The sequence below is a fragment of the Cupriavidus sp. PET2-C1 genome, from assembly GCF_054515855.1.
The window spans coordinates 630,872-643,726 of record NZ_CM137260.1 but is presented as its reverse complement, the minus strand read 5'-3'; the positions used below and the strand labels follow the sequence as shown (position 1 = coordinate 643,726).

General features: G+C 66.9%; 12 protein-coding genes. 8 read left to right on the top strand and 4 right to left on the bottom strand.

Annotation, left to right across the window (positions count from 1 at the left end; all coding sequences use genetic code 11):
* Positions 1-7: 7 nt before the first annotated feature.
* Together ACX12D_RS22875 and ACX12D_RS22870 are read right to left on the bottom strand one after the other, a co-directional pair.
* Entirely contained in the window at positions 8-694 is a 687-nt protein-coding gene (locus tag ACX12D_RS22875) for a GntR family transcriptional regulator (protein ID WP_441638375.1), read from the bottom strand.
* An 81-nt stretch (positions 695-775) separates the two neighbouring features.
* Positions 776-1,066, bottom strand: a complete 291-nt coding sequence (locus ACX12D_RS22870; protein ID WP_459375759.1) for a hypothetical protein — start codon at positions 1,064-1,066, stop codon at positions 776-778.
* Here ACX12D_RS22870 and pdxA point away from each other — a divergent pair.
* The 5 genes from pdxA to ACX12D_RS22845 all read left to right on the top strand — a co-directional run bounded on the left by pdxA (position 1,059) and on the right by ACX12D_RS22845 (position 7,498).
* Positions 1,059-3,464: a 4-hydroxythreonine-4-phosphate dehydrogenase PdxA gene (gene pdxA, locus ACX12D_RS22865; RefSeq protein WP_459375758.1), complete on the top strand. Its 2,406-nt coding sequence runs from the start codon at positions 1,059-1,061 to the stop codon at positions 3,462-3,464. The two genes, ACX12D_RS22870 and pdxA, sit on opposite strands and share 8 nt — an antisense overlap.
* Positions 3,465-3,491: 27 nt before the next feature.
* Positions 3,492-4,472, top strand: coding sequence for a Bug family tripartite tricarboxylate transporter substrate binding protein (locus tag ACX12D_RS22860; RefSeq protein ID WP_459375757.1), 981 nt, complete (start codon positions 3,492-3,494; stop codon positions 4,470-4,472).
* Between the two features lie 75 nt (positions 4,473-4,547).
* Complete coding sequence (locus tag ACX12D_RS22855; RefSeq protein WP_174428449.1) at positions 4,548-5,315, top strand: HpcH/HpaI aldolase family protein; 768 nt, start codon at positions 4,548-4,550, stop codon at positions 5,313-5,315.
* Positions 5,316-5,393: 78 nt separating this feature from the next.
* Positions 5,394-6,425 (top strand): aldo/keto reductase, encoded by a 1,032-nt coding sequence (locus ACX12D_RS22850; protein ID WP_459375756.1) that lies wholly within the window; start codon positions 5,394-5,396, stop codon positions 6,423-6,425.
* A gap of 83 nt (positions 6,426-6,508) precedes the next feature.
* A complete protein-coding gene (locus ACX12D_RS22845; protein ID WP_459375755.1) occupies positions 6,509-7,498 on the top strand; it encodes a Bug family tripartite tricarboxylate transporter substrate binding protein in 990 nt (329 codons plus the stop codon).
* Positions 7,499-7,561: 63 nt separating this feature from the next.
* Here the strand turns inward: ACX12D_RS22845 and ACX12D_RS22840 are convergent, their stop codons facing one another.
* The gene (locus ACX12D_RS22840; protein WP_459375754.1) at positions 7,562-8,731 is read right to left on the bottom strand and encodes an OpgC domain-containing protein; all 1,170 of its coding nucleotides are present in this window, start codon (positions 8,729-8,731) and stop codon (positions 7,562-7,564) included.
* A gap of 453 nt (positions 8,732-9,184) precedes the next feature.
* A complete protein-coding gene (locus tag ACX12D_RS22835; RefSeq protein WP_459375753.1) occupies positions 9,185-10,108 on the bottom strand; it encodes a LysR substrate-binding domain-containing protein in 924 nt (307 codons plus the stop codon).
* Positions 10,109-10,215: 107 nt separating this feature from the next.
* Between ACX12D_RS22835 and ACX12D_RS22830 the strand changes: the two genes are divergently transcribed.
* The 3 genes from ACX12D_RS22830 to tcuC all read left to right on the top strand — a co-directional run bounded on the left by ACX12D_RS22830 (position 10,216) and on the right by tcuC (position 12,841).
* Positions 10,216-10,464, top strand: coding sequence for a DUF2917 domain-containing protein (locus tag ACX12D_RS22830; RefSeq protein ID WP_459375752.1), 249 nt, complete (start codon positions 10,216-10,218; stop codon positions 10,462-10,464).
* A gap of 82 nt (positions 10,465-10,546) precedes the next feature.
* A complete protein-coding gene (locus ACX12D_RS22825) occupies positions 10,547-11,365 on the top strand; it encodes a crotonase/enoyl-CoA hydratase family protein (RefSeq protein ID WP_441638395.1) in 819 nt (272 codons plus the stop codon).
* A gap of 177 nt (positions 11,366-11,542) precedes the next feature.
* Complete coding sequence (gene tcuC, locus ACX12D_RS22820) at positions 11,543-12,841, top strand: tricarballylate/proton symporter TcuC (protein ID WP_459375751.1); 1,299 nt, start codon at positions 11,543-11,545, stop codon at positions 12,839-12,841.
* The last annotated feature ends 14 nt before the right edge of the window (positions 12,842-12,855 follow it).

Here is a 12,855-nt window from a genome sequence, read left to right as displayed (position 1 = left end):
CCAAGCCCTACAGCGGAAACCGCTGCATGTAGTACGCCTGCCACTCGTGCAGGTGCTCCTGCATGGCGCGGCTGGCGGCGTCGCCATCGCGTGCGGCCAGTGCGTCGAGGATCTTGCGGTGCTCGGCCAGCGCCTGCGGAATCAGCTCGGCACGCATGCGCAGCTGGTTGAGACCGTGGTGCAGCAGGCGATAGCGCAGGATGTCCTCGCGCAGGCGCTTGCTGCCACAGGCGTCTGCGATGGCCAGGTGGAAGTTGTCGTCGAAATCGGCCCAGCGCACCAGTGCTTCGGCATCGTCGCCGCTGGCGGCGGCGCCGGCATCCATGGCGTCGGCCGCGTCGGACAGCGCCTTGAGCGTGACGCGGTCCAGCTGCGCGGCGGCAATGCGAGCCGCCTCGCTCTCCAGCAGCTTGCGCATATCGAACACCTCGCGGATATCTTCGCGCGAGAAGCGCGCCACCACCGGGCGCCGGTTTGCCTCCTGGGTGATGAGCCCATCCTTGACCAGTTCGCGAATCGCCGTGTGTACCGGCGTGCGGCTGACGCCGAGCTCCTGCGCGAGCCGGATTTCGTTGACCACCGCCCCCGGCTTTAGCTGCCCGCTGATGATGGCCGACAACATGGCCTGGTAGACCCGTTGCGATAGCGGCTGGTCGTCCTGATCCAGCGGGAGCGCGGGCAATTCCTGTGACATCTCTGCGATCGACATTTCTGGTGGGAAGAAGGCCCGGCATCGCCGCCCTTTGCGGGCGGTTGGACCGGGCTGGCGAAAGCATTATGCAGCAAAGGCTCGTGGCTGCGCATTTTTCGCCAGTTGAATGCCAAACCAAATAATTGCATGCATTTTTTTGATTCGGCGTGTAATATCGACCGCATGCCGAGATTCGTCGCGCTGAGACAGCAAATAAAGTGGATTAAACACCATATTTCGGTGTGATACGGCAAACCAGCAGGCGAGGCAGGCAGGGACGCAGGAGACACCATCCCCCATGCCTTCCCCTTGATTCAACAAGCGCAAACCCATGCCAACAGCCGTGCCCCCACCAAGGTTCGCCGCCGTGCGCATCGTTGCCGACGATCTTTCCGGCGCGTGCGACAGCGTGGCGGCATTCGCCGGCGATGGCAGTGGCGAGGTGCGGATGCGCCCGCAAGGTGCGGCTGCCGGTGCAGCTTGCGCGGCACGGGCGGGGCGGATCCAGGCGCTCGATGCCCACTCGCGGGCACGCCCCGCCGCCGAGGCCGCGCAGGTGTTCGCCCAGGCCTTTGCCAATGGCTTCGGCCCGCGTGCGCTGGATAACGCAGCGGCAATGGACTGCCTGCATTTCCACAAGCTCGACTCCACGCTGCGCGGCCATATCGGCGCCGAGCTGGTAGCGGCGCGCAACGCCGTCGGGGCCGCTGGCCCGATCTGGGTGTGCCCGGCGTTTCCGGCGCAGGGCCGCACGCTGCGCGAAGGCCAGGCTTACCTGGATGGCAAGCCGCTGTCGGGCACCAGGCTGTGGTCCACGCTGGGCCTCGCCAGCGATCACCTGCCGACGCTCCTCCGCGCGGCTGGCCTGCGGGTCAGCGTGCTGACGCTGTCGGCCTTGCGGGCACTGGGCACCACCGGTGCGGCACCACTTGGCCTGGATCACGCATGCGACGCACTCGTGTGCGATGCGCAAACCGACGACGATCTCGCGCTGCTGGCCACGCTGATCGCGTCCCGGCCCGGACCCGTGCTGGCCGCTGGCTCCGCCGGGCTCGCGCGGCAACTGGCTGCGCATGTGGCGATGGCACCCGCGGAAACAAACCCCGGCACCACCCGCGCGGCCGGCGCGAGGGCGCCGGCAACCACTGGCCGGCTCGCTGTCATCGGCAGCATGTCGGCGCTTGCCGCCGAACAGGTCCAGGCGCTGTCCGCCACCTGCCTGCCGGTGCCCTGCTCACCACGCCTGCTGGTTGACGGCCCGGCATCCACCGCGTGGCGCGCGCAGCGCCAGCGCGCCACTAACGCGCTGGCGCTGGGTCGCGATGTGGTGATCCACGTCGAAGGCCCGGCCGACCCGGCATTGGACGGCAGCACCTTGTGCGCCGCGCTGGCCCGCTTTGCCGCCCCGATGGCGCAGGTGGCGGCGGGGCTGGTGCTGTCTGGCGGGGAAAGCGCGCGCGCCGTGCTGGAGATGCTGGGCGTAAGCCAGCTCACCAACGTGCGCGCACTGGTGCCCGGCGTGACCAGCGCCCGCGCGCAGCTGCGCAGCGCAACGGGTGCGGCAGGCGCGGCTAGCTTCGATCACGACAACAACACCGTGCCGGTCTGCATCAAGGCCGGCGCCTTTGGCCAGCGCGACACGCTGCTGGCCTGCATGGCGCACCTGCGCCAGACCACCGCGCCGGCGTCTCCTGCCGATGCCATGCGCGCCAGCCCCACGCATCCGGAGCAGGCCAGCCCTGCCAACCCCCGCCTCAGCGAGCCCTCCATGTATCGACCGAGAATTGCCATCACCATGGGCGACGCCGCCGGCGTTGGCCCCGAGATCATCGTCAAGTGCCTGGCCGACGGCACGCTCTATGCGCAATGCCGGCCTTTCGTGGTGGGCGACGCCGCGCGCCTGGAAGACGCCTGCCGCCGTACCGGCACCGCGCTGCGCATCGCGCGGGTGACCGACCCCGGCGAAGCCACGTTCGAGCCCGGCACCCTCGCCTGCATCGACCTGGCGCTGATCCCCGCCGACACGCCTTACGGCAAGGTCTCGGCCACCTGCGGCGATGCCGCCTACCGCTATATCGCGCGTGCCGTCGAGCTCGTGCAGGCCGGCAAGGTCGATGCGATCTGCACCGCGCCGCTCAACAAGGAGGCCCTGCACCTGGGCGGCCACCGCTACCCCGGCCACACCGAAATGCTGGCCGCGCTCACCGGCACCGAGGAAGTCTCGATGATGCTGCTGGCGCCGAACCTGCGGGTGATCCATGTCACCACGCACATCGGCATCCTGGATGCGGTGGAGAAGATCAATGCTGGCCTGGTCGAGCGCACCATCGCGCGCGGCGTGCAAGCCTTGCAAAAGAGCGGTATCGCCCAGCCGCGCGTGGCGGTGTGCGGCATCAACCCGCACGCCGGCGAAAACGGCCTGTTCGGGCGCGGCGAGGAAGCCGAGAAGATCGCCCCCGCCGTGGCTGCCTGCCGTGCACGCGGCTGGCTGGTGGATGGCCCGCTGCCGGCCGACACCCTCTTCTACCGCGCCACCCGCGGCGACTTCGACCTGGTCGTGGCGATGTATCACGACCAGGGCCACGGGCCGGTCAAGGTGCTGGGGCTGGAAGCCGGCGTCAACGTCACCATCGGCCTGCCGGCGGTGCGTACCTCGGTGGACCACGGCACCGCCTTCGACATTGCCGGCAAGGGCGTGGCCGATCCGCGCAGCATGACCGAAGCCATGCTGCAGGCGATTGCGATGGCGCCAAAGCCGCCGCAAGCCGCCTGAAAAAACCAAAACAAAAAGGAGACAACCATGCTGCGCAAATGGATCACCCTGCTGGCGGCCGCATCGCTCACCGCGCTGGCGCTGCCGGCCAGCGCCGATGGCCCCGCGCCCTGGCCGCAGCGCCCGGTGCGCGTGGTGGTGCCCTATGCGCCGGGCGGTGCCTCCGACGTGCTGGCCCGCCTGCTTGGCAGCAAGCTGCAGGAGACCTGGAAACAGCCCGTGGTGGTGGAGAACCGCACCGGCGCCGGCGGCAATATCGGCACCGACAACGTCGCCAAGAGCGCGCCCGACGGCTACACCCTGCTGCTGGGCGACCTGTCCAACTTCGTGATCGCGCCGGTGGCCTACAAGAACCTGCCGTACGACGTGATCAAGGATTTCAGCGCGGTGGTCACGCTGACCTACTCGCCCTACATGTTGCTGGTCTCGCCGCAGACCAAGGCGAACTCGCTCAAGGAGCTGGTGGACTACGCCCGCGCGCATCCGGGCAAGCTCAACTGGGCCACCACCGGCATCGGCAGCGGCCCGCACCTGGCCGGCCTGCAGTTCGCCCGCAAGCTCGGCATCGACTGGCTCTACCTGCCCAACAAGGGCGGCGCGCAGGCCAATGTGGACGTGATGGTCGGCCAGGCCGACCTGATGTTCAACAGCATGGTGGCCAGCGCCTCCTATGTGCGCGGCGGCAAGCTGCGCGTGCTGGCCTTCACCAGCCGCGAGCGCAATCCCGAGTGGCCTAACGTGCCGACCGTAGCGGAGGCCGTGCCGGGCTTTACCGCCGGCGGCTGGCAGGGCATGCTCGCGCCCGCCGGCACCCCGCCCGAGGTGATCCGCAAGATCAACGCTGATGTGGTGCGCATCCTGCAGCAGCCCGAGATCCGCCAGCGCCTGGCGCAGCTCGGCGCGGAGCCGGTCGGCAATACGCCCGAAGCCACGCAGGCGTTTGTCCGCGACGAGAAAACACGCTGGGCCGACCTGATCCGCGAGAGCGGCCTGAAGCTGGACATGTGAGCGCCCCCGCGCCCCCGCACACCAGCACGCCAGTACATGGCCGCACCTTCAACAACCGACCCCCGGAGACATTCCATGCAACTTCCCGTCAACGCCTTCAAGCAAGCCATCCTCGCCGACCAGCCGCAGATTGGCCTGTGGTGCTCGCTGTCTTCCTACCAGGTGGTGGAACTGGTGGCGCGCTCGCAGTTCGACTGGCTGCTGCTCGATATGGAGCATGCCCCCAATGACATCTCCACCCTGCACACGCAATTGATGGCCACCGAAGGCACCAAGAGCCATCCCGTGGTGCGCCCGCCCTGGAACGACATGCTGTGGATCAAGCGTTGCCTGGACATCGGCGCGCAATCGCTGCTGCTGCCCTATGTGCAAAACGCGGAGGAAGCCGCCAACGCCGTGGCATGGAGCCGTTTTCCCAAGGGCGGCATGCGCGGCGTGGCCAGCGGCACGCGCGCCGGCGGCTTTGGCCGCATCAAGGATTTCCTGCATAACGTGCAGGAGCAGACCTGCGTGCTGGTGCAACTCGAATCGATGGAAGCCATCCGCAACGTCGACGCGATCTGCGCGCTGGACGGCGTGGACGGTGTGTTTATCGGCCCGAGCGATCTCTCCGCCGACATGAACCACCTCGGCGACATCCAGCATCCCGAGGTGCAGGAAACCATCGCCGCCGCGATCCGCCGCATCCGCGCCAACGGCAAGGCCGCTGGCATCCTCACCACCGAAGCGCAGGGCCAGCAGTACATCGACATGGGCGCGCGCTTTGTCGCCGTGGGCACCGACATGACCCTGCTGCGCCTGGCCACCGACGCGCTGGCGGCGCGCTTCAAGCAGGCGCAATAGGCCGCACTAAGCCGCAGTAAGCCGCAACCGGCCACAACTGGCCCGCATCGCATTTATTTCTCTCCTGGAAGATTCGAGATGTCTGACTTCAAGATGCAATACCGGCGCCTGGGCGCCAGCAACCTGCAGGTGTCCGCCCTGTGCCTGGGCACCATGATGTTTGGCGACCAGACCGACGAGGCCGAGGCCGGCCGCATCGTCGACAGCGCCCGCGCGCATGGCGTCAATTTCATCGATACCGCCGACATGTACAGCCTGGGCGGATCGGAAACGATGGTGGGCAAGCTGCTGGCGGGCGATCGCCAGGACTGGGTCCTGGCCAGCAAGCTGGGCAACCCGATGCAGGCTGCCCCCAACCACTCGCACTACTCGCGCGTCTGGATCATGCGCGCCGTGGAAGACAGCCTGCGCCGCCTGGCCACGGACTATCTCGACATCCTCTACCTGCACCGCGACTACGCCGGCGAGAACCTCGAAGAAGCCGTGCGCGCCATGGGCGACCTGATCCGCGCCGGCAAGATCCGCTACTGGGCCGTGTCGAACTTCCGCGGCTGGCGCATCGCTGAGATCGCGCGCCTGTGCGACACGCTCAACGTGCCCCGCCCGGCGGTCTGCCAGCCTTACTACAACCTGCTCAACCGCATGCCCGAAGTGGAGATCCTGCCGGCCTGCGAGCATTTCGGGCTGGGCGTGGTGTCCTACAGCCCGATCGCGCGTGGCGTGCTGACGGGCAAGTACCTGCCCGGCCAGCAACCGCCGCAGGACTCGCGCGCCGGCCGCGCGGACCGCCGCATGATGGAGACCGAGTTCCGCGAGGAGTCGCTGGTGATCGCGCAGACGCTGAAGCAGCATGCGCAGGCGCGCGAGCTCAAGCTGGGCCAGTTCGCCACCGCCTGGGTGCTCGCCAACCCCATCATCAGCTCGGTGATTGCCGGGCCGCGCACGCTGGCCCAGTTCGAGGACTACTTCGGCGCCGTGGGCGTGGAGATCTCGCCGCAAGAGGAAGCCACGATCGACGCCCTGGTGCGCCCCGGCCACGCGTCCACGCCGGGCTACAGCGACCCCAGCTATCCGCTCACGGGGCGGCCGGTGGCGGTCTCGGAAGCCTGACTCCATCTGGCACTGGCTAAAAAAAGAGCAAAAAGCGCGAAAAGACAGACCTAACCCACCCTGGCAACGGGGGAGGAGACAAGATGACTGCAAGACGATTTCCCGCGTTGGCGGCAGCCGCGCTGGCCATGGCCGCCACCGCCCTCGCTGTGGTGCCGGCCGCCGCCCGCGCCGATGACTACCCCAACCGTCCGATCAAGCTGATCGTGCCCTTCCCGCCCGGGGGCGGCAACGACAATGTGGCGCGTCCGATCGCCCAGAAACTGTCCGACGCGCTCGGCCAGCAGGTGATCATCGACAACCGCCCCGGCGCCGGCACCATGATCGGCGCGGAAGCCGCGGCCCATGCCGCGCCGGACGGCTACACGCTGTTCCTCGGCTCGATTGCCTCGCACGCCATCAGCCCCAACCTGTATGCGCGGGTGCCCTACGATCCGATCAAGGATTTCGAGCCGGTGTCGCTGCTGGCGTCGGCGCCAACGCTGCTGGTGGTCAACACGCATACGCCCTACAAGACCTTGAAGGATGTGCTGGCGGCCGCCAAGGCCAGCCCCGGCAAGCTGACTTACGGCTCCGCCGGCAGCGGCACGCCGCCGCACCTGTCCGGCGAGATCTTCCGCGGCCAGGCCGGGATCGACTTGCTGCATGTGCCCTACAAGGGAGGATCGGGGCTGCTGCCTGATGTGATCGCGGGCCGGGTCGACATGATCTTCGATACCGCGGCATCCGCCATGCCTCACGTGCGCAGCGGCAACCTGCGCGCCATCGCCATTGCCCGCGCAACGCGCCAGCCGGACCTGCCGGATGTGCCCACCTTTGCCGAACAGGGGTTTCCCAAGTTCCAGACCTCAGGCTGGTACGGCATCCTGGCACCAGCCAGGACGCCTAAGCCGGTGATCGACAAACTCTACGCCGCGTTGCAGAAGGCCATGGTGCAGCCGGAGGTGACAAGCCGGCTGAAGACGCTCGGGGTGGATCCCATCGTCAGCAACCCGCAGGAGTTCGGCACCTTTATCCGCGCGGAGCTGGACAAGTACAAGCAGGTGATCCGCCAGGCGGATATCAAGGAATGACGGCGTAATCGCACGCAGGCATAGACACAAGCACAGACACAAGCACAAACCCGCAAAGGCTGCCTAGGCGGCAGCCTTTTGCACGTCCTTTCTTTCTTCCCTCCGCGCTTCCCTTCTCTCTTCCTTGCGCCCTTCCTTGCGCCGCCCATACCAGCCGCCAATCACCAGCAACAGCGCCACGGCCACGATATCGCCGCCCAGCGCGATCGGCCGCGACGGCCGGCCGCCGGCAATGCCATAGGTAAAGCCCTCGATCACCACCGACACCACGGCGCCAAAGACAAAGCAGAACAAGCTATGGCGGCCAATCTGCACCACCGGCCCCATCACCGACGCCAGCCGCGCTACCCAGCCCGCGCGGACAGCCAGATAGCACAGCCAGGCCAGCCCGAGGAAGCTCACGATGCGCAGCGCCGCCAGGCTCTTCTTGGGCAGCGGGAAGACCATCGTCGGCAGCCAGGCGGGCAGCCATGGCTCGTACACATGCGGACGCATCCACAGGTAAGCCAGCAGCACGCCGGCCAGCGTCACCGCCACGGCGAGCACCGTCACCACCCAGCGCACCAGCGCCTGGCGCGGCAGGATCACATCGGGGCGCAGGCGCGCCATCAGGCCCAGCCCAAACAGCAGTTGCCACGCGAAGGGGTTGAAGCTCCAGCCGTTGCCATCGCTGCTAGGCAGCAGCGGCGTGAGCATCGGCGCCATCAGCCACAGCAGCCCGCTGGCGCCGACAAACGTCAGTGGCGCCGCGCGCGCCATGCGGATCGCCAGCGGCGCAAAGAGGATGAAGACCGCGTACATCGGCAGCACGTCCGACACAAAAGGCTGCCGCGCCACGCTGAACACCTCGATCAGCGTGCTCAACGGATGCGCCATGAAGATCGGCGCCTCGGTGGACCGGATCGCGGGCGCCGGCACCTTGGCCAGCGCCAGCAACAGGCCGAACACCAGCATCAGCACGCCGGTCAGCACGAACGCCTTGTAGATCTCCCAGCTACGGCGGATCAGGCGGTTCTGCGCGGCGGAGGCACCGTGCCGCGCCTCCATGGCGACGTAGGCCGCCCCCGCCGAATAACCGGCCAGGAAGACGAAGATCTCCGCCGCATCGAAGAACGCGAAATTGCGGATGGTGTAATCGGCCAGCACGCTGCCGTTCACATGGTCAACCACGATGAAGATCAGCGCGATGCCGCGAATCAGGTCAACCTCAGTTCTGCGCTGGGTTTCGTTCATGGACAAAAGCAAAAGCAACTCCTGCAATACCTGGCAATCCGGGCGCCCCGACAAAGCGTCCGGATGTCTCCGAAGCCACTTATCAATGGCCCCTGCTTATTCAATGTGAGTAAATCCGCACCCCGGGGTGGCAATCTGGCGCCCGGCAAGCCGCCGGCGCACCTTGGCTTTGTCCCGGATTTCCTGAAAAAGTGCGATGGGATACGCTCGTGGCCCGAAGACGGCAAAACGCCCGGCAGCGCGACGCCCGGGCGTGATGATACGGCATATTGGGGATTACCCTAGGATGGAGTCGCCAGGGATTGGAAAGGAAAAAGCAAACGGGCCTTGTTGCGGCCCCGGTCAGCGAATTCCTGGCACCCGTTCGATGATGGGCGCCAGCGCGCAAGCAGCCAAACGCGCCCCTCTCGTCGTATTAGAGTGTCGCTGCGTAACGTTCCCCTGCGACCGCCCTCACCCAATCACCTCCCCCGCCAATTCCGCCTCCAGCCAGGCCCGGAACCGCTCCACCCCGGGCCGCACCACGCTGGACGTCACGATCTGATAGGTCGGCCCGTCAGCTACATGCTCTGGCAGCACCACCTGCAACTGCCCGCTCTTGAGCATCGGCAACACCATCGGCGTACGCCCAATCGCAATGCCCGCCTCCTGCGCGGCGGCATTCAGCACGTGCGCGTACTGCGAGAAGTACAGGCATGCCTGCTTGGACGAGCGCATCAGCCCCAGGCGCTGATACCACTGCGTCCATGACATCCAGTCAAAGCGGGCGCCGGGGTCATGGAACACCAGCAGCGGCGTATCGAGTATCTGCCGGGCGTCGGCAATGCGCGCGGCCACGGCGGGCGCGGCGACCAGCATCAGGCGCTCCTGCAGCAGCGGGCGCGGACCATCGGGGCCGGCGGGCTGCGTGTTGAGGCGGATGGCGAGGTCGATGCCGTCGCGCTCCAGGTTGAGCATGGGCTCGGAAGCATCGATGCGCACGTCGATGCCGGGCTCGGCGGCCTGGAAGCGGGCAAGCTTGGGCACCAGCCAGAGCGACGCGAAGGACGGCGTGGTGGTGACGGCGATGGAGATGCGGTCAACGGCAAGCAGGCGGTCGATGGCCGCGCCGAGCTGGCCGATGGACAGGCGCGCCGCTTCGTAGAGCTGGCGGCCTTCCGGCGTCAGGCTCAGGCCTTTGCCGCCGCGCAGGAAGAGCGCGGTGCCGAGCACGTCTTCGAGGCTCTTGACCTGTTTGCTGACGGCGGACTGGGTGATGAAGAGTTCTTCGGCGGCGGCGGTGAAGCTGAGGTGGCGCGCGGCGGATTCGAAGCCGCGCAGGGCTTCAAGCGACATGGCGCGCAGCGCATTGGCGGAGGCTCGGCTCAGGATTGTCATGACAGCCAGGCATACCCCTCATGAAAAGGCTTCCGGGCAGGGTTGGCTGTTCCCCGCAAGAATACAAGCACCGTTGCAGAAATTGGCGGGCTAGCCAGGAGGCGATCGTGAGCACAAGACAAGGCAATTGGATCCTCGGCCCGGATGCGCTGCGGATCCCGCTCGGGTTGGGATCTTACCTGATCTGCGTAGAGGGCAGCGTGTGGCTCACGCAGCAGTCAGCCATGCTGGATGCGGCTTGCCGCGACACGGTACTGGAGAGCGGCGAGCGCTTTCGCGCCAGGCAGGAGGCCGTGGTCTTTGTCTCCGGTTTTCGCGGCCGCCCGGCGCGCATCGCCGTTCGGACAATCGACTAGCCACACCGGCCAGCCTTGCAACCAATCAGGGCAACAACACAACAACATAACAAGACAACAAGACAACCAGGACCCGCTGAAGATGAACAACCTATCCGACATGACCAACGCAAACGATCTGGTGTGCTACGAACGATCCGGCCAGCATGCATTGCTGGTGCTGAACCGCCCCGACAAGCTCAATGCCCTGAGCTACGCGCTGATCGACGCGCTGATGGCCCGGCTCGATGCGATCGAGGCAGATCCCGCCGTGCGCTGCGTGATCCTGACTGGCCGCGGCTCGCGGGCCTTCAGCGCGGGGGCCGACATTGCCGGCTTCGCGCCGGACATCGCGGCCTCCCCCGAGCAAGCGCAGCGCCGCTTCCTGCTGCAGGGACAAGCCATGACGCGGCGCATCGAAACGTTCCCGAAGCCGGTCATCGCCGCGGTCAATGGCCTGGCCTTCGGCGGTGGCTGCGAGATCGTGGAGGCTTGCAGCCTGGCCATCGCGGCCGGGCATGCCACCTTTGCCAAGCCTGAAATCAAGCTGGGCTTCCCGCCCACGTTTGGCGGCACACAGCGCCTGCCGCGTCACGTGGGCCGCAAGCGGGCAAACGAAATGATCCTTGCCGGCGAGGCCATCGATGCCGACAGCGCATTGCGGTTCGGCCTGCTCAACGAGGTGGTGAGCGCCGCCGACCTGCTGCCCGCCTGCCTGCGGCTGGCCGAGCGGATCGCGCGGCATTCCGCGATTGCGGTCACCGCATCGCTGCGCGCGGTCACCCGCGGCATCAACCTGCCCATCGACGAGGGGCTGGCGGTGGAGGCGATGCAGTTCATGATCGCCGCGGCCTCGCAAGACGCGCGGGAAGGCACCAGCGCTTTCGTGGAGAAACGCCCCGCCGTGTTTCGCGGCGCCTGAGTATCGGGCGAGGCGCGCCGGGGGCGTGTGCCTCGCCGCTCGCGCCTCACACATGCGGGACTGGCGCTGGCGGCTTGCAAGACATATATTGACCAGCACAAGCGCGCCAGCGCAGGCTAGCCGACCTTTCGCGAAAGGCGGCGGATAGCCGGGACGGCGTGGCGAAGGAGACTGGCGATGCAAGCGGAAATGGCAGGCGCGGCAGTGCCTGGATCCTCAAAGCTAGCCGCGGTCCTGCGGGTTACCAGCGGCAACTTCCTCGAACAGTTCGACTTCTTCCTGTTCGGTTTCTACGCCACCTACATTGCCCACACCTTCTTTCCGGCAAACAGCGAGTTCGCCTCGCTGATGCTGACCTTCGCCGTGTTTGGCGCAGGCTTCCTGATGCGCCCGCTCGGCGCCATCCTGCTGGGTGCCTACATCGACGAGGTGGGACGCCGCAAGGGCCTGATCGTGACGCTGTCGCTCATGGCCTGCGGGACCATCCTGATCGCGCTCGTGCCTGGCTACGCCAGCATCGGCGTGCTGGCGCCGGTGCTGGTGCTGATCGGGCGGCTGCTGCAGGGCTTCTCGGCGGGCGCGGAGCTCGGCGGCGTATCGGTCTACCTGGCCGAAATGGCCACGCCGGGCCATAAGGGCTTTTATACCGCCTGGCAGTCGGCCAGCCAGCAGATTGCCATCGTGGTGGCAGCCGGACTCGGCTTCGGGCTCAACCGTTGGCTGACGGCCGATGCGCTGGGGGCATGGGGCTGGCGCGTTCCGTTCTTTATCGGCTGCCTGATCGTGCCGTTCCTCTTCGTGTTGCGCCGCTCGCTGCAGGAGACCGAGGAGTTCCGTACCCGCCGGCACCATCCGAGCACGCGCGAGGTATTCGACTCCATGCTGCGCAACTGGCGCACGGTGCTGGCCGGCATGCTGCTGGTGGCAATGACCACCACCACCTTCTATCTGATCACCGTCTATACGCCCACGTTCGGCAAGACGGTGCTCAAGCTCAGCACGGCCGACAGCCTTGCCGTCACGCTCTGCGTAGGCATTTCCAACTTTATCTGGCTGCCCATCGGCGGTGCCCTGTCCGACCGCATTGGCCGCCGCCCTATCCTGCTGGCCATTTCGGCCATCGCGCTGGTCACCGCCTATCCCGCGTTGTCGTGGCTGGCGGGCGCGCCGAGCTTTGAGCGCATGCTGGTCGTGCTGCTGTGGCTATCCTTCCTCTTTGGCATGTACAACGGCGCCATGGTGGTGGCCCTGACCGAGGTGATGCCGGTGGAGGTGCGCGTGGCCGGCTTCTCGCTGGCTTACAGCCTTGCCACGGCGGTGTTTGGCGGTTTTACGCCGGCGGTCTCGACCTACCTGATCGAGGTGACCGGCGACAAGGCCGCGCCGGGCTACTGGATGAGCTTTGCCGCGGCATGCGGGCTGCTGGCCACCCTCATCCTTTATCGCAAGGCGCGTCCCGTGGCATCGGCATTTTGAGGCGCTCAATTAAC

Excerpts from the sequence above, each read along its gene's own strand:
- ACX12D_RS22875 (WP_441638375.1), bottom strand. The coding sequence starts at position 694 with ATGTCACAGGAATTGCCCGCGCTCCCGCTGGATCAGGACGACCAGCCG.
- ACX12D_RS22870 (WP_459375759.1), bottom strand. The coding sequence starts at position 1,066 with ATGCGCACGGCGGCGAACCTTGGTGGGGGCACGGCTGTTGGCATGGGT.
- ACX12D_RS22860 (WP_459375757.1), top strand. The coding sequence starts at position 3,492 with ATGCTGCGCAAATGGATCACCCTGCTGGCGGCCGCATCGCTCACCGCG.
- ACX12D_RS22855 (WP_174428449.1), top strand. The coding sequence starts at position 4,548 with ATGCAACTTCCCGTCAACGCCTTCAAGCAAGCCATCCTCGCCGACCAG.
- ACX12D_RS22850 (WP_459375756.1), top strand. The coding sequence starts at position 5,394 with ATGTCTGACTTCAAGATGCAATACCGGCGCCTGGGCGCCAGCAACCTG.
- ACX12D_RS22845 (WP_459375755.1), top strand. The coding sequence starts at position 6,509 with ATGACTGCAAGACGATTTCCCGCGTTGGCGGCAGCCGCGCTGGCCATG.
- ACX12D_RS22840 (WP_459375754.1), bottom strand. The coding sequence starts at position 8,731 with ATGAACGAAACCCAGCGCAGAACTGAGGTTGACCTGATTCGCGGCATC.
- ACX12D_RS22835 (WP_459375753.1), bottom strand. The coding sequence starts at position 10,108 with ATGACAATCCTGAGCCGAGCCTCCGCCAATGCGCTGCGCGCCATGTCG.
- ACX12D_RS22825 (WP_441638395.1), top strand. The coding sequence starts at position 10,547 with ATGAACAACCTATCCGACATGACCAACGCAAACGATCTGGTGTGCTAC.
- tcuC (WP_459375751.1), top strand. The coding sequence starts at position 11,543 with ATGCAAGCGGAAATGGCAGGCGCGGCAGTGCCTGGATCCTCAAAGCTA.